Source organism: Levilactobacillus sp. FUA 3915, from assembly GCF_044053135.1.
GTDB classification, from domain to species: Bacteria; Bacillota; Bacilli; order Lactobacillales; family Lactobacillaceae; genus Levilactobacillus; species Levilactobacillus lanxiensis.
The window spans coordinates 286,286-310,046 of record NZ_CP168704.1 but is presented as its reverse complement, the minus strand read 5'-3'; the positions used below and the strand labels follow the sequence as shown (position 1 = coordinate 310,046).

The window sequence follows — 23,761 nt, the reverse complement described above, 5'->3', positions numbered from 1 at the left end:
AAACGGCTTTTTAATTAATCGTTAAAATCTTCTAAGGCTAAACTCTTTTCCGTCCATTCTTCTTCGGTGGCGTCGAGGTCCGTGGTGACCGCAGTCAATTGTGCCTGCAGGTCAGCTAGCTTCTCGGCATCGTTGAAGTTGTCCGGTGAACTCATGTCCGTTTCGATAACGTTTTTTTGTTGTTCGAGGTCACCGAGCTTGGCTTCCAGCGCCTCGACCTGGCGGCTTAATTTCCGCTTGGCCTTTTGCTGCTCCTTTTGTTGCTGGTAGTCGACCTGCGTTTGCTTCGGGGCAACCACGGTTGGGTGGGCTTCCTCGGCTTCGGCGGCTTCCTTGGCGGCGTACGCATCCTGTTCCGCCTTTTTCTCCATGTAGTAATCGTAATTACCTAGGTAACGAATCGTGCCGGTTGGGGCCAATTCAACGACTTGTGTGGCGACCTGATTGATGAAGTACCGGTCATGGGAAACGAAGAGGATGGTCCCGTCGAAGTCATTCAGGGCATTTTCCAAGACCTCGCGGCTGTCGATGTCCAAATGGTTCGTCGGTTCGTCCAGCATCAGAAAGTTATCGTGCCGTAACGCCAGCTTGGTCAGCAGGAGCCGGGCCCGTTCACCCCCACTAAGACTGTGGACGCTCTTGTCGACGTCGCTCCCGGTGAACAGAAAGCTTCCGAGAATAGAGCGAATATCGCCTTCAGGGGTCGTGGGATGGTCGTCCCACAGTTCATGCAAGACGGTCTTCTTCTCGTGCAACGTGGCTTGGTCTTGGTCGTAGTAGCCCGTGTCCACGCCGGTACCAAAGATGATTTGGCCTTGAAGGGCGGGAATGCGACCCAGAATCGTTTTCAACAGGGTTGATTTGCCGATACCGTTGGGGCCAACGATAGCGACGGCTTGGTGTTTCTTGATGTCGAGGGTGACCGGGGCGCAGAGCACCTGTTGGTCGTACCCGACAGCACCGTTGACCACGTCTAACACGACGTTCCCACTTTGGCGGTGGGGCGTGAAGGAGAAGCGGGCGACCTTTTCATCCCCCTCGGGCTTCTCCATGCGGTCCATCTTGTCCAGCTGCTTCCGGCGAGCCTGGGCCCGTTTGGTCGTTGATGCGCGAACAATGTTCTTGTTCACAAAGTCTTCGAGCTTGCCGATTTCAGATTGCTGCTTGTCGTATTCCTTCCATTCGCGCCGTAGCCGTTCGGCCTTAGCGGAAATGTAGTGAGAATAGTTGCCCGGATAGTGGACCAGGCCGCCGTGCGCCATGTCGTAGACGTCGTTGACCACGTGATCCAGGAAGTACCGGTCATGGGAAACGACGAGAATGGCGCCAGAATAACCTTGGAGGTAGCCTTCGAGCCAGGTCAACGTTTCAACGTCCAAATGGTTGGTAGGTTCGTCCAAAATGAGCAAGTCGGGCCGTTCCAACAGCAGTTTGGCCAAGGCCAATTGGGTCCGTTGTCCACCCGAGAGTTCATTGATGGGCTTATCGTAGTATTCCTCGCCAAATTCAAAACCGTGAAGAACACCGCGAATCTCGGCCTGGTAGCCGTACCCATTGTGGTCGCTAAAATCTTGTTGTAGCTGATCGTAGGTTGCACTGATTTGGGCAAATTGTTCCTCGTCGGCAATGATGGCGGGGTCACTCATCTGTGTTTCAAGTTCGTGAATCCGTTTCTCCGTCGCCCGGACCTCGGCGAAGACCTCCAGCATTTCGTTCCAAACCGTTTTAGATGAGGCTAAGCCGGCGTTTTGCGCTTGGTAGCCCAGGGTAAGTCCCCGTTTAGTGGTAATTTGACCGACATCCGGGGTGGTTTCGCCGGCAATCATTTTGAGCAGGGTGGATTTCCCGGCACCGTTGCGGCCAACTAGGGCGACGCGACCGTGTTCAGGGACATCCAGACTGACATTTTCAAACAGGACGGTGGCGCCGAATCGGCGGGTAACCTGTTGCACTTGTAAAAGTATCACGGTGAACCGACCTCCTTATATTTTTTAGTTTAATTCATGTTGATGGTTAATTAGTTATTCGTTGGTCAGCTGAAGCGAAAGCCACGAAAAAGCAAGTGGCGCGACGGCTCCCGGCTATTTTGGCCACCTACAGTGAGGGGCTGACCTGACCAACGCAGATACGTCTATTTTAGCATATTCTGGGATTAGACCGAAATTAGTAAAGAATTGTGAAAAATATTTGCAAATTCTTTCACAAGACCAGTGGTTATGCTATAATTTGTAAGAAAGTCAATTTCACAATCAGGATGTCATTTAGAGAAAGTGTTATCGCCGACTGGTGGTAACTCGTAATATTGATTAGGAGGTCTCGTTTTTTGACTGAACAAAAGATTCCCCGCGCTACAGCAAAGCGGTTACCCATTTACTATCGTTACTTAAACATTTTGTTGGATGCAGACAAGACACGTGTTTCTTCGACGGAATTGTCAGAAGCCGTTAAGGTTGACTCTGCCACCATTCGTCGTGATTTCTCGTACTTCGGTGCCCTCGGTAAACGGGGATACGGTTACGATGTTGAGAGCTTAATTAAGTTCTTTAAGAAAATTTTGAACCAAGATCGGCTGACGAACGTTGCCTTGATTGGGGTCGGGAACTTGGGCCATGCGCTCTTGAACTTCAACTTCCATCAAGACGGAAACGTGCGGATCAGTGCGGCCTTTGACGTGAACGCAGATATTGCCAACACGATTCAAAGCGGCGTGCCGATCTACCCCATGTCAGAGCTGCGGACACAGCTGGAAGAACAACAGATTCAAGTGGCCATCTTAACGGTCCCAGCCGACGTAGCCCAATCCGTCACAGATGACGCCGTTGCCGGCGGGGTGAAGGGTATCTTGAACTTCACACCACTGCGGGTCACGGTGCCTAAGGATGTCCGTGTGCAAAACGTTGATTTGACCAACGAATTGCAAACGCTGATCTATTTCTTGGAACACTACAACAAAGAATAATCAGGGAGTCGTAATCTATTCGTAGGTTGCGGCTTTTTTGTTGCCATTTGTGAAAGACTGCGGTCAAATTTGCCGAAATTGGTGAAAAAAGCCTTCACTTTGACGACTTTGTGATTGTGTACTTAAAAACAACTACGTTAACTGTGTCGACGGTCATCAGATTGGGGGCCTAGTCACTCAGGGGGCAACAGGGCCATACCCCCGCATGTTAGTGCTGGAAGCGACCGCTATCTTGGCCCGATGCCAAACTGATTGGTTTACCGAGCAGGGGAGCATATCAAATTAATGGCAATTTGTCAGGAGGTCGGTATGATAGGAAACAACGAGGATGGTCAGTCCAGCTGATGGGGACTTGAAAGTGGCGGGCTAGTGGCGCCAAGTTGGCCTAATTGCCGGCCGGTGGTGCCAGTTGCGCCCTGCCGCCCACTGGTGGATTTCCGTCTGACTGGAGGCGCTGCCAACGAGATGTTGCCGGTCTTCGTCTATGAATAAATTCATACAATGTGCGGTCATCCTTAGGCCCACAAGGCATCAGTGGACTGACCAATTAGCACTCGAGAATTTGTTTGCCAAATTCCTTGATTTTTACGAGGAAAAACCATATATTAGATATTGTGATTAGCACTTATGTTAGTCAAGTGCTAACAGTGCTAAAAAGTAAGTTTATTGGAGGGATTCAAGTGTTAAAACCATTAGGAGACCGCGTCATTTTGGATCAACCACAAGAAGAAGAAACTACGGTTGGTGGCATTGTTTTAGCAAGTAATGCTCAGGAAAAGCCTTCAACGGCCAATGTCGTTGCTGTCAGCGATGGCCGTGTGTTAGACAATGGCGATAAGGTAGCCCCAGCTGTTAAGGTTGGCGACAAGGTATTGTTTGATAAGTATGCCGGTACGGAAGTTAAGTACGAAGACAAGACTTACCTTGTTTTACACGAAAAGGATTTAGTCGCTGTCGTTGACTAATTGCTTTCCCACTAATACGTGCAACTATTTAAAAAATTTAGTATGAGGTGAATGTAAAAAATGGCTAAAGAATTAAAGTTCTCTGAAGATGCACGCAGCAAGATGCTTGCTGGTGTTGATAAGTTAGCTGATACGGTCAAGACCACCTTAGGGCCTAAGGGTCGTAACGTGGTTTTGGAACAAAGCTACGGCAACCCAACCATCACGAATGATGGTGTTACGATTGCTAAGGCAATTGAATTAGACGATCACTTTGAAAACATGGGTGCGAAGTTAGTTTCCGAAGTTGCTTCCAAGACCAACGATATCGCTGGTGATGGGACCACGACGGCCACTGTCTTAACGCAAGCCATCGTTAACGAAGGGATGAAGAACGTCACTGCCGGTGCCAACCCTGTTGGTATCCGTCGCGGGATCGAAAAGGCTACTGACGCCGCTGTGGATGCTTTACACAAGATGTCCATCGACGTGAAGACTAAGGAAGATATCGCCCAAATCGCTTCTATTTCATCTGCCAGCAAGGAAACAGGTAAGTTAATTGCTGACGCCATGGAAAAGGTTGGAAACGACGGGGTCATCACCATTGAAGAATCTCGTGGGGTTGATACCAGCTTGGACGTTGTTGAAGGGATGCAATTCGATCGTGGGTACATGTCACAATACATGGTTACCGACAACGATAAGATGGAAGCAAACCTCGACAATCCTTACATCTTGATTACCGACAAGAAGATTGCCAACATTCAAGACATCTTGCCATTGTTACAATCCGTTGTTGAACAAAGCCGTTCACTCTTGATCATCGCTGATGACATCACCGGTGAAGCTTTACCAACCTTGGTATTGAACAAGATGCGTGGGACCTTCAACGTGGTTGCTGTTAAGGCACCTGGTTTTGGTGATCGTCGTAAGGCCCAATTGGCTGATATCGCGACCTTAACTGGTGGGACTGTAATTACCGATGACTTAGGTCTGAACTTGAAGGACACGACCATCGATCAATTAGGTCAAGCCCAAAAGGTTAACGTGACGAAGGATGACACCACCATCGTTGAAGGTGCTGGTGCTAAGGACCAAATCGCTGCTCGGGTTGCTGAAATCAAGGGTCAGATTGACGATACGACTTCTGACTTTGACCGCGACAAGCTGAAGGAACGTTTGGCTAAGTTATCCGGTGGGGTTGCCGTCGTTCGTGTCGGTGCCGCTACGGAAACTGAATTGAAGGAACGTAAGTACCGGATCGAAGATGCCTTGAACGCTACCCGTGCGGCCGTTGAAGAAGGCTTCGTTGCTGGTGGTGGGACTGCTTTGATCAACGTCATCAAGGACGTTGCCAAGGTTGAAGCCGAAGGCGACGAACAGACCGGTGTGAACATCGTGCTGCGTGCCTTGGAAGAACCTGTTCGTCAAATCGCTCAAAACGCCGGGGTCGAAGGCTCTGTTGTTGTTGAACATTTGAAGAGTGAAAAGCCTGGTGTTGGTTACAACGCTGCTGACAACACCTACGAAGACATGGTTAAGGCCGGTATCACTGACCCTACCAAGGTCACCCGTTCTGCTCTGCAAAACGCTGCCTCCGTCTCAGCTCTGTTGTTGACGACTGAAGCCGTTGTTGCTGAAAAGCCAGAAGACAATCCAGCACCCGCTGCACCAGCTGCTAACCCAGGAATGGGCGGCATGATGTAAGCGACTGCTTCATTAAAATGATTATCAAAAAACGAGAAGATTGCGATCTTCTCGTTTTTTTGCGTCTAAATTAGGGCTTTTAAGGGGAAACTTAACCAAATTTCAGCGGGTAAAGAGTCGGTATATCAGGGATTAGGGGGTAGCAACAAAACAAAGTAAAAAGAAAGTCTTTATTTCTCTTAGCCTTTGCCGGATAATGGATAAGTTCGTTGAGAAATTCTGGTGTTGCTAACTGCTAGAATTGTGGTAATGTGGAGCTAGTTGTAGTAGACTTACCACACATTCGGATTCAATCTGAAAAGCACTTATTAACGGGCATAGACCCGTTTTCATTATTTATGGAGATAAGGAGTAAATAGTCATGTGGCGTTATTTAAAGCGGGTTTTAATTGGTAAACCCCTCAAGACCATGGACGAAGGCGGTCAGGCGTTAACCAAGTTTAAAGCGTTAGCCTTACTCTCGTCTGATGCGTTATCTTCCGTGGCTTATGGTACTGAGCAAATTACGACAGTTCTGATTACCTTATCAGCAGCCGCTTTGATGTATCAATTGTGGGTTGCTGCACTGGTCTTAGTTCTGTTATTTGCAATCACGCTTTCTTACCAGCAGATCATTCACGCATATCCTTCCGGGGGTGGCGCGTACGTGGTTGCTAGCACTAACTGGGGCCAATCGGCCGGGTTAGTCGCTGGGGGTTCCTTGCTGGTTGATTATATGCTGACCGTGGCGGTTTCAACGACTTCTGGGACCGAGGCGATTACCTCGGCGATTCCAGCGCTGTATCCGTATTCCGTATTGGTATCAGTCTTAATCGTTATTGGGATTATGCTTTTGAATTTGCGGGGAATGAAGGAGTCGGCGGCATTTCTGACGATTCCGGTCTACTTGTTCATTGGCATGATCATCGTGATGATTGGTGTTGGCCTCTATAACATCGTGAGCGGAAATATCACGTATCACGCTGCGGCAACCCCATTGGGCGATCCCGTAAAGGGCATGACGCTGTTGCTGTTCCTGCGGGCGTTCTCGTCTGGGTCATCTTCATTGACTGGGGTCGAAGCCATTAGTAACGCAGTACCAAACTTCAAGGAGCCGAAACGGCATAATGCGGCGGCAACGCTGGCCATTATGGCGGGTATCCTGGCCATCTTCTTCGCTGGGATTACGTTCCTGAGCTACTACATGGGCATTCGGCCACAGAGTAGCCAGACCGTGCTGTCACAAATTGGGACGGCGGTCTTTGGCCATGGTGTGCTGTATTACATTTTCCAACTGTCAACGGCCATGATTTTAGCCGTGGCTGCGAACACTGGGTTCTCGGCCTTTCCAATCTTGGCCTACAACTTAGCCAAGGATAAGTTCTTGCCACACGCGTATCTTGACCGGGGGGACCGGTTAGGGTATTCCAACGGGATTATCTCGTTAGCCGTTGGGGCCATTGTCTTGATCCTGATTTTCCATGGTCAAACGACACTGCTGATTCCCCTCTATGCAATTGGGGTTTTCGTGCCATTTGTCCTGTCACAGTCTGGGATGATCATTCACTGGTTCAGAACACGCGAAGGCTGGTGGATTGGTAAGGCGTTGATTAACTTATTAGGGGCCTTGATTTCACTGGGATTGGTCACCGTCTTACTGTTGCTGCGCTTTGGCAATGTTTGGCCATACCTGATCATTATGCCATTGATTCTGTTGCTGTTTTATCGGATTAATGGTCATTACCATAACGTCGCGAAACAGTTGCGGGTCGCTGAAAAGGAACGGGCTGACATCCACGAGTATGACGGGGCAACCGTCATCGTGCTGGTCAGCAACATCACCCGGGTGACGTCCGGCGCCATCAATTACGCGCGGTCCATTGGGGACTACGTGATTGCGATGCACGTGTCTTTCGATGAAAATCCAGAGAAGGAACACAAGACGGCTCAGGAGTTCAAAGAAGAGTTCCCCGATATCCGGTTCGTGGATATCCACTCGTCTTACCGTTCCATTGCCACGCCAACGTTGCGGTTCTGTGACGTGATTGCCAAGCGGGCAGCTGAACGGAACTTTACGACCACGGTCCTGGTACCGCAGTTCGTTCCGCGGCACCCCTGGCAAAATGTCTTGCATAACCAAACGGCGTTACGCTTACGGACCATCCTGAATTCACGGGAAAACATCATCGTTTCAACTTATAACTATCACTTAAAAGAGTAGTTTCACCAGAAAAGGCGTTCCTCAAGCAGCCGGTTACACGGTTGTCGGGGGAGCGCCTTTTGTGGTACCTGGAGTTTCAAGTAATGTAAATTCTGTATCCAACTTTAAAGGTTCACTTCAAAATTGAGAGACGACGTAGTATTTAGACTGCTAAAAGGGTAACACGCTGTTAGAGGTACTCATCCGCGTGAGTATTGAATTTATCGCGGATCGTTCGACCGTTTTTGACCGATAACATTCAAGGTATGCCAACCAGCTTGAATATTTTTAAAGATTGTTTGTGCCATATAAGCAAAAGTGATGACTTTTTGATGGAGATGATCCCGTGTTTCGCAAAGTGATATTATGGGTTTTAGCATGGGGTGCCGTTGGTCCTTTATGATCTGGCGGGCATGGCGATTACCTTTGTGCTATTGGTGTTCAATGGGAGTGTGTGGCTCGCACTATACTTTTGGCTACTAGGACTAACCTCCATTGTTTTCGTGTCCTATATCTTCTATGCAGCACTGAAGAAAACGGTCTATAAACCCATTTTGATTTGTGGTGGACTAATGATGTTAGAATACTTCCACTATTTCTTTTTAAGCGGCAAGATTGCGTCGCCATTCTTGGTGGTCTATGTCTTTGTATACACTGGGGTGGGTCTAATTGTCCCATTTGTACTAAGAAGGTATGGAAAAAATCGTCTGAATTATGACGAGGGTTAGTTATAGCGTAGAGTATATATTTCAAATGAGAACGCGTGCCGTTTGGTAGGTGTTCTTTTTTTGGCGTGATGGTACGTTGAATGAAAACGCAATTTGATGGTAAAAAGATCGACAAGCTAGAATATCAATCAATAAGGTAAGTGGGTAGCTGAATTTCAATGCTATTCGGCACTGTCAGAGACTTTAGCCGTTCATGGGTAAGTTTACCAACTCGCCAGTAAAGTCACGGAGAATGATATCTAGAAGGGCAAATTGCGGGTTGTGTGAAGCAGCTTATGTTGGAGAACTGTTTTTACCCCCAAATACAGTAGAGTGGGGGAATTGAGAGTAGCTAATTGGGGAACCAACGAGCCTCCTATTGCTGCTTAACCTGAATTCAGACATGTGGCGGCCAATCGCAAGTGACTTGACGGGTTTGACTTAAAGCCCTTGACTCAAACCTAAGACCGGAGACCCAAGAGCGCAAAAAAACACCGAACCCAAATGGATTCGGTGTTTAGCAAGCTAGTTTAAGTTAGCTTAGATTAAGCCCATCATAGAAGCAAATGGTGGAACAACGATATCAACAACGATAGAGATAACAACAACGGCGATGGATGCCATAGACCCTTGGATAGAACCAAGTTGTAAGGCCTTAGCAGAGCCAACCGTGTGTCCGGCAGTACCTAAACCAAGTCCGGCACCAATTGGGTCGCTGTTAACATGGAAGAACTTAACGAGCCAGTCACCCAAGGCGTAAATGATAACGGCGTTGAGGATGCAGGCCATGGCAGTAACGGCAGTGTTACCACCGATAGCACCGGCAATAGGCATCGCGATGGCGGTCGTGGCAGCTTGTGGCATCATTGAAGCAATACCAACGTTGTCCAAACCGATAAGCTTTGAGACGTAGTAGATAACGAACAAGGAAATAACTAACCCAACGATCAGGGAAAGCACGATTTCCAACCAGAACTTCTTAACAACGTCATTCCGACGGTACAGAGGAATAGCGAAGGCGATAGTAGCTGGGTTCAAGAACCAGAAGATAATGTTACCACCTGGTAAGTAGGCTGACTTGTAGAAGGTAGCCGTGTCCGTTCCGAATGCCTTAGCAAACAGGAACAGAATGAAAATCCCTAAGACCATCCCAACGAACAGAGGTTGGAATAAGAAGAAACCTTTACCGATCTTGAATAACCATTGACCGAATAAGTAAACAATTAATGATAGAAAAATACCAAATAAAGCGTTACCGGCAGAAGCACCAGCGGCGTTAGTTCCTAACGCGTCACCGAGCCATTTGCCCCAAACTGCCATATGGGCGGTTGCAGTTAAAGTCATCATAAATTTTCATCCTTTTCTAGTGAAAGTAGTAGCAGTCGACGAATTTATTCTTCGACGTTAACGTCACGATGGAAGACGTTCTTCCGAAGCCAGATGAATCCGGCGGTCGTGTAGGCCACAACAACCAGCAGGACAATCGTTGCAATTAAGATAACGACAACCAGTTGAACCCCTTGAGCCTTTAAGATGTCCAGGCTAGCAGCCAATTGGATACCTGAAGGAACGAACAAGAAGGCAATCAAACTGATCATGAAGTCCCCAAATTTTTCAACGTTACGTAACTTAACGATGTGGGAAGCCAATAAGATGTAAAGGATTACCAAACCGATAACAGGCGTTGGAACTGGGAACGTTGCTGGGAACAGTGGGGAAATTAGGCTGGAAACAAACAGGATGGCGGCGAAGATCCCCATTTGAATTAAGATGGGTGAAGCTTGTTCTTCTTTAGCCGTTTCTGTCTTTGTTGCTTTATCATTAGCAGCCAATAGAAAAATCTCCTTTCAAAATACAAACCAAAGTGACGGACGACTGGAAAGGTTTCACAAGGAAATAGGATAAATAGCTTGGACACAAATGAAATGTGAAACCTTTCTCAATGGCACAAATCCATTATATGGCTTTTGCCTGATTTGCACAAGAAAAATCTGTGAATTTTAGGCTTTTGTCTGTACACTTGTGCACGAAATCGCCCAATTGGATAGAAAGGAAACGCTTACACAAACTTTATGAATTAATTTTTAATTCACAAACCCAGAGCGGGGTACTTTGTGAATTGTGTTAGTTGACTGAACAAAGCTTATTTTTCTCTGATGAGTCCGAAAAGGCGGTTGTGTTTAATTTCATAGATTTGTATAATTAGCAAAAGAGTTGAATGAAAGAAAGAGGACACTTTAATGAAATTTGAGATTATTGTTAGCTTATTTGCTACCATGATTATCTCCGCGGTCCTAACCCCGTTTGTACGCCGCTTTGCGTTTCAAATTGGTGCGGTGGATAAACCGAATCAACGCCGGGTCAACAAAGTTCCCATGCCGACCCTGGGTGGCCTAGCCATCTTCATTGCGTTTACATTTTCAACCATGTTTTTGTTACGTGACCAAATGCCAACGCAACAGCTGTGGGGGTTGTTCGGTGGTGAATGTATTATCGTTGCTGAGGGCATGATCGATGATGTCTTCGAGCTTTCCCCCAAACAAAAGATTTTAGGACAACTGCTGGCAGCCCTGGAAGTTTATTTCGTGGCCGGCGTGCGGATGCGTTACCTGACCTTACCCTTCGTGGGCGTCTGGCACTTTGGCTGGTTAGCCCTGCCAATCACGTTGCTGTGGATTGTGGCCATCGTGAATGCCATCAACCTGATCGATGGGCTGGATGGGCTAGCGACCGGGGTCTCAATCATTGCGTTGACGACCACTGGGATTACCGGCTTGTTCTTCTTAAACGTAGCCAACACCTGGGTGGCCATTATGATTTTCGCATTGGTGGCTGCCATGGTTGGGTTCTTACCTTATAACTTTTTCCCAGCCCGGATTTATTTAGGGGATACCGGGGCCCAGTTTATCGGGTTCATGATTGCCTGTTTCTCCCTCTATGGGTTAAAGAACGTCACGTTTATTTCCGTGATCATCCCCGTGATCATTCTCGGGGTGCCCATCACGGATACCGTGTACGCCATGATTCGCCGGATCTTAAATCGGCAGCCAATCTCGCATGCGGATAAGCACCATTTGCATCATCGCTTGATGCAGTTGGGCTTAACTCACCGGCAAACGGTGCTGGTCATCTACGGCATTGCGCTGATCTTTTCCTTTATTTCCTTGCTCTACCCGTTGTCTACCATCTGGGGGTCCGTCCTGTTGACGGTGGCCATCCTGATTGGACTGGAACTCTTCGTGGAGGCCATTGGCCTGGTCGGTTCGGATCGACAGCCCTTGCTGCACTGGATCAACCGGGTTGTTCAGAAGCTCACGTCGAAGAATTCTGACGAGTAGGACCCAATTTGAAGTTTAAATCTAAAAGGTGTGTCGCCAGAAAATTCTGACGGCACACCTTTTCGTTTACCAATGTATTAGTAGAAGAATTAATCCGTTTTGTCATGACTGCTGGCGTTGATTTCCACCGGGACCTCGTTGTAGGCAATGTCGCCCAGGGTAACCGTCAGTCGGTCGCTTAGCAGGTTAGTGATGGCGGCCTGGGTGTCAGCAACAGTGGCCAAATCGACCGCAATCGTGACGGCGACCTGGTCCGTATAGTTGGTGGCCAGGATGCTGATGGCGTTTTCAGTGAGGTAGTGGTTGAGCCGGTCGTAGTTGGGATAGTCGACGGTGAGGGTCAGTGCCTGTTGCCGGACTAATTTGACCACGCCAACCGCTTCGATGCCGGTTGAGGTGGCGTTACTGTAAGCGCGAATCAAACCACCGGCGCCCAACTTGATGCCGCCGAAGTACCGGGTGACCACGGCAATCACGTTGTGCAGGTGATTGCGTTGCAGGACGGTCAAGATGGGGACACCCGCGGTTCCGGAGGGCTCACCGTTATCACTTTCCCGTTGGATTTCGTCGTGCTCACCAATCAAATAGGCCCAGCAATGGTGGGTGGCCTTTGCCTCCCGGGCCGTCACGTCCGCCAAAAAGGCCTTGGCGTCCTCTTCCGATGTGACCCGGCCAAGATCGGCGATGAACCGAGATTTTTTAATTTCGAGCTCGTGGTTGCCGCTCGTTTGGATGGTTAAATAATCTGTTTCCATTTAAAAAGCACCTTTCAAAAAAATAATCGGCCTTCTTTTACGGAGTTAACTAGTAGAGTCACCGTAAGGAGGAGTAGCCGTGCAAAATGATGAAGACTTTTTTGGCCGCCAGTTACCGTTGCGAGGCGCGCCCGCGAATGGGGCAGTGGGGCAACACGCGTTAAGAACCGTGGGTGAACGGCGGCAGTGTCAGCGCTGTGGACAGTGGTTAGCGGTCACGGACCGGTTGGCCAACGGCGACTGGTATTGTCGCCAGTGCCTACAGCTAGGCCGATTGACCTCGCAACATGAATTATACACTATTCCGGAGCCCAACCGGTTTGTGCGCGTCAAATCTGGGGGATTGACTTGGACGGGGCAGTTGAGTGCCCAACAAAATGTGGCGGCACAGGCCGTGTTACGGCACGTGAAAACGCGAACGAACCATTTGCTGTGGGCGGTCACCGGGGCGGGAAAGACGGAAATCGTCTATCCGGCGCTGGCTTGGGCGTTGGCGCAAGGCTGGCGGGTGGCCTGGACCTCGCCGCGAGTGGACGTGTGTCTGGAACTTGCCCCCCGGTTACGCCAGGCATTCGGTGGGGTTGCACAGGCCTTACTGTATGGTGGTCAGGCTGACCCGTACGCCTATTGTCCGTTGACGATTTGTACCACGCATCAATTGTTACGGTTCAAGGCCGCCTTTGACCTGATTGTCGTGGATGAGGTGGATGCCTTTCCATTGGCGACTAGTCCGATGCTGCAACGGGCCATCACTAACGCTCAGAAGCCCCAGGGCTGTCATCTGTTATTGACTGCGACGCCTGGCAACGACTTGCAGCAACGGGTCCGTCGGCGACAGTTGGCGGTGACCTACGTGCCGCTCCGCTATCACGGCCATTTGTTGCCACAGATTGATCTGCGGCTGGCGTGGCGGTGGCGGGAGGGGCTTTTACGCAATCGCCTGCCGAACGCGTTGATTCACCAGTTGCGGGGGTATTTGGCCAAGCATCAGCGGTTCCTATTATTTGTGCCGCACGTGGTGGACCTGCCGGTGATCAAGCAGACCCTGCAACTGGCTGGGATTCAGGGTGGGGTGACCGTGCATGCGGCGGACCCAGAACGACCGGCCAAGGTCCAGGCGATGCGCGACGAGACGATCCCATTTTTGATCACGACCACGATTTTGGAACGGGGGGTCACCTTTCCCAATATTGCCGTGGTGATTTTGGGTGGGGATGATCCGGTCTTTTCGACGGCAGCCTTGGTGCAGATTGCCGGGCGGGTTGGCAGAAGTGCAGACTTTCCTAGTGGACAGGTCACCTGTTACTGTCACAGCCATACCAAACGGGTGCGGCTGGCGCGCGGGATGATTGCGCACCTCAATCTTCAGGGCAGACGCCAGGGTGGACGGCCATGAGGGCCTGCGTTTGGTGTGGCCGTCAGTTACAAACGACGCTGACGTTAGCCCAAATTTGGCAGTTTACTCCAATTGTGCAGGATACCGTCTGTGACGCCTGTCGGCACCGATTTGCGGCCATTACGAGTCAGCACTGTCCGGCGTGTGGCCGGCAACAAGGGGATGAGACCGTCTGTCTGGATTGCCAGCGCTGGTCGGGGAATCGACTGACCAATCATGCCGTTTACGTGTACGATTCGGCTATGAAGGCCTACATGCAGCAATATAAATTTCAGGGGGATTATGCATTGCGGGTCCTGATGCAGGCCCCATTGGCGGCGGCCCTGCAGCGGGAGACCTATGATGTGTTGGTACCGATTCCGGTGGATCAGCTGACCTGGCGGACGCGGGGCTTCAATCAGGTCACCGGCTGGCTTCAGAATCAGCCTTTCCAGCAAGCCCTGCTGGTCCGAACGACGCACAAGGAACGGCCGCAATCAGCCAAGGACCGGGCCGACCGACTCCGGACACCCCAGCCATTTACCTTGGCGCCCAATGCCGGTCAGATTCTCCGCGGACAACGCGTTTTGCTGCTGGATGATGTGTACACGACGGGGCGGACCCTGCGTCACGCCGCTGACCAAATTTATTTAGGAGGGGCGAAAGCGGTTACTAGCCTGACTTTAGCGCGTTAAGGGGTGGGTAAAAATGATTAGATTAATTGTTTCTGGTAGGGCTTTCTATTATAATAAGTGTAAGCAAAGCATATTAGAAGAGTGGTCCTTCTAATGCTGAGCAAGCCAAGGAATTCTTGGCTGAAGGGAGAGAAGTTTTATGCTCACATTTAATATTCGTGGTGAAAACATCGAAGTTACTGACGCAATACGGGATTACGTTGAAAAGCGTATCAGCAAGTTGGAGAAATATTTCGACAACAATGTTGAGGCAATTGCGCATGTCAACCTGAAGGTCTACCAAAACAAGACAGCGAAGGTTGAAGTAACAATCCCACTCCCATACTTGACATTACGGGCAGAGGAAACCTCTCCGGACTTATATGCAAGTGTTGACCTGGTAACGGACAAGCTGGAACGTCAAATTCGTAAGTACAAGACCAAGGTCAACCGTAAGTCCCGGGAAAAGGGTTACAAGAATCTCGACTTCTCACCGGACGCTGACAGTGAAAAAACGGCTGACAGTAACGAATTAGAAGTTGTCCGCACCAAGCGGGTTTCATTGAAGCCAATGGATAATGAAGAGGCCGTTCTGCAAATGGACATGTTAGGCCATGACTTCTTTATCTACGAAGACGCTGAAACCAATGGTATCAGCATCGTCTACCGTCGTAATGACGGTCGGTATGGCTTGATTGAGGCCGATGACCAAGATTAAGTAAATTTAGTTTCCGAAGCGCTGCGAGTTCTCGCGGCGCTTTTTTATATAAGAGTGTGGAGCAAGGCGGTTTGCTGGCGAGCATTAACGGCGTAACGGGAATGTTCCCGAACCTGGGACATTTTCGTTACGGTGTTAAGCGGAACCAGCTGCCTTGCGGAACACGTTTCAGAGGCTGCCAGAATCGGGATTGTTCCGTGTAGAACCAGTGAAACGATTTGAAGCCAGCTGAAATGAATGTTCAGTCTAGGGCTATTGCTTAGTCGGGGTTAAGCGCAGGGACCTGGCTCGTGTAGCACGTTTCAGAAGCCGCAAGGACCGGAATTGTTCCGTGGAGAACCAGTGAAACGATTTGAAACCAGCAGAAATGAATGTCCAGTCTAGGGTCATTGCTTAGTCAGGGTTAAGCGTAGGAACCTGCCTCGTGGAACACATTTCAGTCGGGCGAACTACGCGTGACGCACCGACTCAAACAATTCAACCGGCACAAACTACCAGCCAGTTTGGCCAGTGAAATCACAATTTAATTTCCACGCAACGCAGACTTAACGCAGAACTGTTATACTTAAGACTCGAATCAGTGTGTCGGGGAGACCGCGATGCACGCTGGAAGTCTGTGACCCCCTTGAATATCGCAATAGATTAATTGTTAAACTAATTTTGTTAACCCTATTTTAGGTTGGTGCCAAGCCAAAGAAACCGCTTCACCAAGCCGCCAGTATGGAGATTTGTTTCATCTTGGTCCGGATAGTGGTAAAATGTAGGTTGATTTATTGTAAACAAATGGGTAACTTTAAATAGACTTACTAAATGTACTGAAGGGAATTCTCACATGGCAAATATTTTGAAACGATGGGTCGAAAGTGATCGCCGGACTTTACGACGCCTCAGTAAATTAGCGGACGAAGTTGGTGCTTACGCCGACGAGTACGCACAACTTTCAGACGATGATCTGAAGGCAAAAACGCCGGAATTTAAACAGCGTTATCAAGACGGCGAAACGTTGGACGATTTACTGCCTGAGGCTTTTGCGGCTGTCCGTGAAGGTGCCAAGCGGGTTCTCGGCCTCTATCCTTTCCACGTGCAGATCATGGGGGGAATTGTGCTTCATGAAGGGAACATTTCCGAAATGAAGACTGGTGAAGGGAAAACCTTGACCGCCACAATGCCCGTGTACCTGAACGCTATTGCCGGTAAAGGGGTTCACGTTGTAACGGTTAACGAATACCTGTCTGCACGTGACGCCACTGAAATGGGTGAACTGTACACCTGGATGGGCTTAACGGTTGGGTTGAACTCAGCTGAAAAGTCACCAGAAGAAAAGCGGGAAGCCTACAACGCCGACATCACTTACTCAACCAACGGGGAAATCGGTTTCGATTACCTGCGTGATAACATGGTTGTTTACAAAGAAGATATGGTTCAACGACCATTGAACTTTGCGATTGTCGATGAAGTTGACTCTATCTTAATTGATGAAGCCCGGACGCCACTGATCATTTCTGGTCAGTCCGAAGGGACGAGTGCGCTTTACCAACGGGTTGATCGCTTTGCGAAGACCTTACATGAAAAAGACGACTTTAAGATCGACCTGGAATCCAAGACGGTTGCTTTGACCGATACTGGGATTGAAAAGGCCGAAAAGTACTTCAACTTGAAGAACTTGTATGACACCGACAACACGGCCTTGACCCACCATATGGACCAAGCCTTGCGGGCCAACTTTATCATGCTTCGTGATAAAGACTACGTGGTTCAAGACGGTGAAGTCTTAATCGTTGATTCCTTTACTGGGCGGGTTATGGACGGTCGTCGTTACTCTGACGGCCTGCACCAAGCCATTGAAGCCAAGGAAGGCGTCGAGATTCAAGAAGAAACCAAGACGATGGCCAACATCACGTACCAAAACTTGTTCCGGATGTACAAGAAGCTTTCTGGGATGACGGGTACTGCCAAGACCGAAGCCGAAGAATTCCGGGAAATTTACAACATGGAAGTTATCACCGTGCCAACTAACAAACCGGTTGTCCGGGTCGATGAACCTGACCTGTTGTACCCAACCTTGGAATCCAAGTTTGATGCCGTGGTTAAGGAAATTAAGTCATTACACGAAAAGGGTCAACCGATGTTAATTGGGACCGTTGCCGTGGAAACGTCTGAATACCTGTCCCAACGTTTGGATAGTGAAAACATTCCGCACGTGGTCTTGAACGCCAAGAACCATGCCAAGGAAGCCGATATCATTCAAAACGCTGGTCAAAAGGGTGCTGTTACCATCGCCACCAACATGGCTGGGCGGGGGACCGATATTAAATTGGGACCCGGCGTCGTTGAAATTGGTGGGTTAGCCGTTATCGGGACTGAACGTCACGAATCACGGCGGATTGATAACCAACTTCGTGGGCGTTCCGGTCGTCAAGGTGACCCTGGTATGACCCAGTTCTACCTGTCTCTGGAAGATGATTTGATGCGGCGGTTCGGTTCTGACCGGGTCAAGGCCTTCCTCGAACGGATGAACGTTGATGGCGAAGACGCTGTTATCCGTAGCCGGATGATCACCAAGCAAGTGGAATCCGCACAAAAGCGGGTTGAAGGGAATAACTACGATTCCCGGAAGAACGTTCTGCAATACGATGACGTTATGCGTCAACAACGGGACGTTATCTACGGCGAACGGAACCAGGTCATTAACCAAGACTCCTCATTGAAGTGGGTCTTGATGCCAATGATTGAACGGACCGTTGACCGGGTGGTTAACCTGCATACGCAAGGCGACCAATCCGACTGGGATTTGGATACCTTACTAGACTTCGGGATTTCCGCAATGGTTTCACCAGATAAGATTAGCCTGGATGATTTGAAGGGCAAGACCGCTGATGAAATCAAGGCCTTCTTCATGGGCTTAGCTGAAGAGGTTTACGCTGACAAGCAAAAGCAACTCTACGATCCAGCGCAAATGTTGGAATTCGAAAAGGTTGTGCTGTTACGTTGTGTCGACTCTCACTGGACCGACCACATCGACGCCATGGACCAATTACGTCAATCCATTGGATTACGGGGCTATGGTCAGTTGAATCCATTGGTTGAATACCAACAAGATGGGTTCCGGATGTTCGGCGAAATGATTTCCGACATCGACTACGACGCCACGCGCCTGTTCATGAAGTCTGAAATTAGACAAAATATTACCCGTTAAACGGGAACGAACGAGGCGGAAGCAATTCCGACCTCGTTTTCTTTTAGCTTCAAAAAATGCTAAGTAGTGGCGAGGACAAGACAGTCTTAGTCACGAATAAGGTTAAGACAGAGTTATTGGCGGCACATGACTGATAAGTGTGTCATACTAGTAGCAGTCTTGGTTATGGGTTAAACTAGTGTTAGCCGCAGGGCTGGTGAAAATGAGCTCAGCCGTGGGAATTGTCTTAGCAGCTTGTCTGCTTAGGCAATTGCTATCTTTGAGACTCGGGCTGTGAGGCTCAAAGTAAGTCTGGAGACCGTTCTTTGGCTCCAGACGGGCGCCCACAGCGTCACGGCTCATTTTCCACCAGCCTGGAGGCGAAAAATTGATTTAACCAGAAACAAATAGAATAACTAAAAAGGAGCCAACTAACATGGAATTAAGCGATGCAAAACGTGAAATTACCACCATGCGTGAACAACTAACCGGCTTTAGGGGGTCGCTTTGACTTTGATGCCCTGAACGAAAGCATCAGTGTCAATGAAGGCCAGATGGTCCAACCGGATTTTTGGGACAATGCCCAAGCCGCGCAAAAATTAATTGATGAAACCAATGAAATGAAGAAAAAGGTCGAGGAATACCAAAACCTTTCCGATCAAGTCGATGACCTAGAGGTTGCTCTGGAGCTATTACAGGAGGAACCCGACGCTGACATGCAGGCGGAGTTTGAGGCTGATTTTGCCAAGGCCAAACAAGCTTTACAGCAGTACAGTCTGAACATGTTGCTCAACCAGAAGTATGACCGTAACAATGCAATTTTAGAAATCCATCCCGGCGCTGGGGGCACTGAATCCCAGGACTGGGGTGACATGCTGATGCGGATGTATACGCGTTGGGCCGAGCAGCATAGTTTTAAGGTCACTATTTTGGATTACCAACCGGGGGATGTTGCGGGCTTAAGCAGCGCAACGTTGCTGATTGCCGGGCACAACGCCTATGGTTATCTCCGGTCCGAGAAGGGGGTTCACCGACTGGTTCGGATTTCCCCATTCGATTCGGCCGGGCGGCGACACACGTCGTTTGCTTCCGTGGATGTTCTACCAGAACTGGATGACTCGGTCGACGTTGAGATTAACCCGGCTGACTTGAAGGTGGACGTTTACCGGGCTTCGGGTGCTGGGGGCCAACACGTTAACAAGACGTCTTCGGCCGTACGAATCACCCACTTGCCAACCGGTATCGTGACGCAGAGTCAGGCGCAGCGGTCACAACTGCAAAACCGGCAGACGGCTTTGGGAATGTTGCGGGCCAAACTGTATGAACGCGAAGAACAGAAGAAGGCCGAGGAAAAAGCCAAGCTCGAGGGCGACCAGATGGATATTGGCTGGGGGTCTCAGATTCGGTCATACGTGTTCCACCCGTATACGATGGTCAAGGATCACCGGACGGACTACGAAACGGGGAACGGTCAAGCCGTCATGGATGGCGACCTGGATCCCTTCATCGATGCTTATCTGCAATGGCAACTGAGCCAGAAGAATCCAGATTAAGCGTCAGGTGGCGTGGTTAAACGTTAGCACAACTAACAATCGCAGATGGCGCGAAAGTTTTAGCGGAGCTGCCGGCTGGCACGTCCGGTTAGCTGACTGATTCACAAAAATAATGATTGCGCGGGTAACACGAATGTCGTGTTGCCCGTTTTTGTTTCATGCTATACTGGGGACAGCTATTTTTTCAGGAAAGGTGTCGATTTCATGCGGACATTTATTGCTTGCGGCAGTTATTTGCTGCAACCGCTAGTTTGGCTGGCCGTTCTGCGGGTCTGGCTGACTAGTCGCGCGCGGATCAAGTCCGAGCGTCATGACTTTGGGAGCGCCGTTTACGGTGACCATTTTGAGTTGCGTCATCTGCTAACGCAGGGGATTTTACTAGGATTAGGGCTCTCCCTAATCAACTTCTTAATTGGGTTCAGTTTACCCATTATGTGGATTATTGTTTATGAAGTGTTGGCGTTTATCACGTTGATCATTTTTCCAACCACTGTTTTACCGCTGACCTTAATTGTGGTGAGCACGTTAATCACTTGGTGGGGCAGTGCTTACATACCAATCAAGCCCGATCTATCAGCTGCCGGTCTCAGTTTTGGGCCCGTAGCGGGGGCCAACTATCTGTGGCTGGCCGTCATGTTCTTCCTGTTGCTGGGCCACTGGGTTGCCCACTATGGGGGCCGGTTCACGAGTCCTAAGATTTACGCGAAACAACGAGGGAAGCGCATCGCTGGCTATCCCTGGCGTGAACTACTTGTCATTCCAATGGTGACACTGGTTCCTGGCGACTGGTTTACCAGTCAGTGGGCCTTTTGGCCGGTCTTTCACATTCAAGGGCAAAGCTTTGCTGTCCTAGTTTTACCGTTACTGCTAGGCCTACGGTTTACCATCTTTCGGCAGGCCCCTCAGCTGGTCTACCGGCGTTTAGCGAAGCAATTCGTGTGGTTAGGCGTGGTCGCCGCAGCTTTTGTGGGCTGGACAACGTTTCGGCCACAAGATTCGCCATTCCTATTAATCGTCCTGTTAGTTGGTTATGCTGTTATCCTATGGCGGGCTAAACGCTATGACGAACACCAACAATTCTGGTATTCTCAGGTGGACGACGGCGTCCGGGTACTGGCTATCCGGCCACGAACACCAGCCGTGAAAATGGATCTGGCTGCTGGCGATATTATTTTGGAATGCAACCATCGTCCCATCAATAGTGAAACGAGTTTTTATGAGGCGCTGCTGGCCAATCCCGCGTACTGCCATTTACGTGTTCGGGACATGAACGGTGAATTGAAAATGACCGAGACAGCCATCTACTCCGGCGCACCGCACGAAATTGGGATCGTTTTATTCAGAGATCAGGAGGGGTAACCTATGAGTCGAGTCCTAGTCGTCGATGATGAACCCGCCATTGTGACGCTGTTGCAGTACAACTTGGAACAAGCAGATTTTCAAGTGGTCACAGCAATTGATGGCGAACAGGCGTTGAATTTAGCCCTACACGAAAAGTTTGATGTGATTTTACTGGATTTAATGTTGCCTAAATTAGATGGCGTTGAGGTGACCAAACGTCTTCGCCAAGAGAAAATTCAGACACCCATCATTATGGTGACGGCCAAGACGGGGGAATTTGACACGGTCTTTGGCCTAGAACTAGGGGCGGATGATTATATCACCAAACCTTTCAGTCCCCGCGAGGTGATTGCCCGGATGAAGGCGGTCATGCGGCGGTATCACGAGGATGAGCCACAGGAAAAGGCGCCAAGCAAGGCAGCCCACCGGCTACAGGTCGGGGACCTGACCATTGATCAGGATAAGTTCCAGGTGAAGCGGGGCGACCAGCCGATTGAGCTGACCCCCAAGGAATTTGAACTGCTGCTGTTCTTTGCCAAGCGCCCCGGCAAGGTCTGGAGCCGCGAGCAATTGCTGGAAGGCGTCTGGGGCTTTGATTACAGTGGGCAAACGCGGATGGTGGATATTCATGTGTCCCATCTCCGAGAAAAAATTGAGCGGGACCCTAAGCATCCGACACTGTTGAAGACGGTCCGGGGCTTTGGATATACCTTTGAGGCCCAGCCATGATCCGGCAATTGCTGGTGGTCTTTCTCGGCTTGGGGGCGGCCAATACGTTACTGGTGAGCGTAGTGCGGGCCCCACATTTTGCCTTAGCCACGTTGGTAGCTTGGTCGCTAGCCTTACTGGAAACGGTGGTCGCTGGCTACCTATACCACTGGGCTGAACAGCGAATTACGATTCTGACGAAGAAGGTCGAAGGCATCCGCCACGAGGAGGCCCCGGCCCACGTGTTATTATCGCCACACGACCCGTTTTACCAGCTGGCCTTACAGATCAATTATCTGCAAACACAGCAGCGTAAGGCCCGGCGGCAAATGGCGGGGCAAAACCAAGAGTTTGCCACCCTGCTGGACTACTTGCCCATCGGGGTAATGGTGATTGACCGGTATCGTAAGGTCGAGCTGGCCAATCCCGCGATGGAACAGTTTCTCCAGCACCGCATCTCACCACGGCGACATCCCTTCACCCAAGATATTCGGCAGTTTGAGTTGGCCAGTCTGATCAATTCAGCGTTGAGTGACCGCGAGACCCAGCACCGAACCTTGAAGCTGCCAGGCGTGGTCAATGAGCGGACCGTGGATGCTCGGGCTATTTATACGGCGACGTCGCAGGATTATTTTCAAGTGTTGGTTCTGCTGTACGATGTGACTGAGGTGTATGCGGTCGAGCAGATGCAGATGGACTTCGTGTCCAACGCTTCCCATGAGCTGAAGACACCGGTCACGGCTATTTCGGGATTTGCCAAGACCCTGTTAGCGGGGGCCAAGGATGATCCGGAAAAGTCGGTCGAGTTCTTAAAGATTATTGACCAGCAGAGTGAACGCTTAGTGGAATTAATCAATGATGTCTTAACCATTTCGCACATCGAATCGGGTAACGCCGTCGAGGTGACCGAGGTCCCCGTGGGCCAGATGATTGCGAGTCAGGTGGCGTTGTTAACGCCCTTGGCGGCAGTTAATGCCGTGACGCTGATCAATCAGGTACCGACAGACTTAATGGCCGTCACCGACCAGCGTAAGTTTGATCAGGTGCTGAAAAATGTATTGAGCAACGCCATCAAGTACAATCGGCCACAGGGATCTGTGACGCTTTCGACCCGCATTTTAGGGCACTCGTGGGCGTTGGCCATTGCGGATACGGGGATTGGGATTGCCCCGCAGGATCAGCTCCGGGTATTCGAACGTTTCTACCGGGCCGACGTGTCCCATTCCAATCAGTTGGTTAGTGGAAGCGGCCTCGGTCTCGCCATCGTTCGAGAGCTGGTCGAATCGTTGAACGGTAAGATTGATTTACAAAGCACGCCAGACGTGGGGACTAAGGTTACGCTGACGTTCCCGTTGGCTGAAAAAGAATAGATTAAGTGCGTGGGTGCCTGGAATTTATTTTCCGGGCACCTTTTTTTGTGCAGAACGAGTGGACTGGTGAGTGACGGTGGCTTGGTCGCTGAAGAAGATGGCAGGCATAGGCAGTGGAGGTGGCGCAACGCGTGGTCGTAGACTAATTAGCTAGTTGTGGGGCATGACCGCTTAATCAAAAAAAATACCCATAACGGGATATATTTACATAACCTTTACAATACGTCTACACGACATTTACATTCGTTAGGTATACTT

The 23,761-nt window shown here is 49.8% G+C and carries 17 protein-coding genes; 13 read left to right on the top strand and 4 right to left on the bottom strand.

The window, feature by feature from the left end; translation table 11 throughout:
* Positions 1-14: 14 nt before the first annotated feature.
* Complete coding sequence (locus ACEPST_RS01855) at positions 15-1,967, bottom strand: ABC-F family ATP-binding cassette domain-containing protein (protein ID WP_395390473.1); 1,953 nt, start codon at positions 1,965-1,967, stop codon at positions 15-17.
* Between the two features lie 356 nt (positions 1,968-2,323).
* Between ACEPST_RS01855 and ACEPST_RS01850 the strand changes: the two genes are divergently transcribed.
* The 4 genes from ACEPST_RS01850 (at position 2,324) to ACEPST_RS01835 (ending at position 7,810) form a co-directional block, all read left to right on the top strand.
* Complete coding sequence (locus tag ACEPST_RS01850; RefSeq protein ID WP_125765711.1) at positions 2,324-2,959, top strand: redox-sensing transcriptional repressor Rex; 636 nt, start codon at positions 2,324-2,326, stop codon at positions 2,957-2,959.
* A 680-nt stretch (positions 2,960-3,639) separates the two neighbouring features.
* Positions 3,640-3,924: a co-chaperone GroES gene (gene groES, locus ACEPST_RS01845; protein ID WP_125765712.1), complete on the top strand. Its 285-nt coding sequence runs from the start codon at positions 3,640-3,642 to the stop codon at positions 3,922-3,924.
* A gap of 60 nt (positions 3,925-3,984) precedes the next feature.
* Positions 3,985-5,610 (top strand): chaperonin GroEL, encoded by a 1,626-nt coding sequence (groL, locus tag ACEPST_RS01840; RefSeq protein WP_204120959.1) that lies wholly within the window; start codon positions 3,985-3,987, stop codon positions 5,608-5,610.
* Between the two features lie 361 nt (positions 5,611-5,971).
* Positions 5,972-7,810 carry an APC family permease gene (locus tag ACEPST_RS01835; RefSeq protein ID WP_204120958.1) on the top strand — a complete coding sequence of 613 codons (1,839 nt, stop codon included), beginning with the start codon at positions 5,972-5,974 and terminating at the stop codon, positions 7,808-7,810.
* 1,226 nt (positions 7,811-9,036) lie between these two features.
* Here the strand turns inward: ACEPST_RS01835 and ACEPST_RS01830 are convergent.
* Complete coding sequence (locus tag ACEPST_RS01830) at positions 9,037-9,843, bottom strand: LrgB family protein (protein ID WP_204120957.1); 807 nt, start codon at positions 9,841-9,843, stop codon at positions 9,037-9,039.
* A gap of 44 nt (positions 9,844-9,887) precedes the next feature.
* Positions 9,888-10,256: a CidA/LrgA family protein gene (locus ACEPST_RS01825; RefSeq protein WP_125765725.1), complete on the bottom strand. Its 369-nt coding sequence runs from the start codon at positions 10,254-10,256 to the stop codon at positions 9,888-9,890.
* Positions 10,257-10,736: 480 nt separating this feature from the next.
* Here ACEPST_RS01825 and ACEPST_RS01820 point away from each other — a divergent pair, with 480 nt between their 5' ends.
* Positions 10,737-11,834, top strand: a complete 1,098-nt coding sequence (locus tag ACEPST_RS01820) for a glycosyltransferase family 4 protein (protein ID WP_203644677.1) — start codon at positions 10,737-10,739, stop codon at positions 11,832-11,834.
* A gap of 89 nt (positions 11,835-11,923) precedes the next feature.
* Here the strand turns inward: ACEPST_RS01820 and ACEPST_RS01815 are convergent, their stop codons facing one another.
* Positions 11,924-12,589 carry a YigZ family protein gene (locus ACEPST_RS01815; protein ID WP_204120956.1) on the bottom strand — a complete coding sequence of 222 codons (666 nt, stop codon included), beginning with the start codon at positions 12,587-12,589 and terminating at the stop codon, positions 11,924-11,926.
* A 79-nt stretch (positions 12,590-12,668) separates the two neighbouring features.
* Here ACEPST_RS01815 and ACEPST_RS01810 point away from each other — a divergent pair, with 79 nt between their 5' ends.
* The 8 genes from ACEPST_RS01810 (at position 12,669) to ACEPST_RS01775 (ending at position 23,503) form a co-directional block, all read left to right on the top strand.
* Positions 12,669-13,985, top strand: a complete 1,317-nt coding sequence (locus ACEPST_RS01810; protein ID WP_395390472.1) for a DEAD/DEAH box helicase — start codon at positions 12,669-12,671, stop codon at positions 13,983-13,985.
* Positions 13,982-14,659: a ComF family protein gene (locus ACEPST_RS01805; protein ID WP_204120954.1), complete on the top strand. Its 678-nt coding sequence runs from the start codon at positions 13,982-13,984 to the stop codon at positions 14,657-14,659. The genes ACEPST_RS01810 and ACEPST_RS01805 overlap by 4 nt, the downstream gene beginning before the upstream one ends.
* A gap of 139 nt (positions 14,660-14,798) precedes the next feature.
* Positions 14,799-15,356 (top strand): ribosome hibernation-promoting factor, HPF/YfiA family, encoded by a 558-nt coding sequence (gene hpf / locus ACEPST_RS01800; protein ID WP_204120953.1) that lies wholly within the window; start codon positions 14,799-14,801, stop codon positions 15,354-15,356.
* Positions 15,357-16,188: 832 nt separating this feature from the next.
* Positions 16,189-18,552, top strand: coding sequence for a preprotein translocase subunit SecA (gene secA / locus ACEPST_RS01795; RefSeq protein WP_204120952.1), 2,364 nt, complete (start codon positions 16,189-16,191; stop codon positions 18,550-18,552).
* 415 nt (positions 18,553-18,967) lie between these two features.
* A protein-coding gene (gene prfB / locus ACEPST_RS01790) for a peptide chain release factor 2 (protein ID WP_204120951.1) occupies positions 18,968-20,084 on the top strand; the annotation gives its coding sequence in 2 pieces (ribosomal slippage) (positions 18,968-19,039 and positions 19,041-20,084; 1,116 coding nt in all).
* A gap of 204 nt (positions 20,085-20,288) precedes the next feature.
* Positions 20,289-21,443 carry a PDZ domain-containing protein gene (locus ACEPST_RS01785; protein ID WP_204120950.1) on the top strand — a complete coding sequence of 385 codons (1,155 nt, stop codon included), beginning with the start codon at positions 20,289-20,291 and terminating at the stop codon, positions 21,441-21,443.
* Positions 21,444-21,446: 3 nt separating this feature from the next.
* The gene (locus ACEPST_RS01780; RefSeq protein WP_204120949.1) at positions 21,447-22,154 is read left to right on the top strand and encodes a response regulator transcription factor; all 708 of its coding nucleotides are present in this window, start codon (positions 21,447-21,449) and stop codon (positions 22,152-22,154) included.
* Entirely contained in the window at positions 22,151-23,503 is a 1,353-nt protein-coding gene (locus tag ACEPST_RS01775; RefSeq protein ID WP_204120948.1) for a sensor histidine kinase, read from the top strand. Before ACEPST_RS01780 ends, ACEPST_RS01775 begins: the two co-directional genes overlap by 4 nt.
* Positions 23,504-23,761 lie beyond the last annotated feature (258 nt).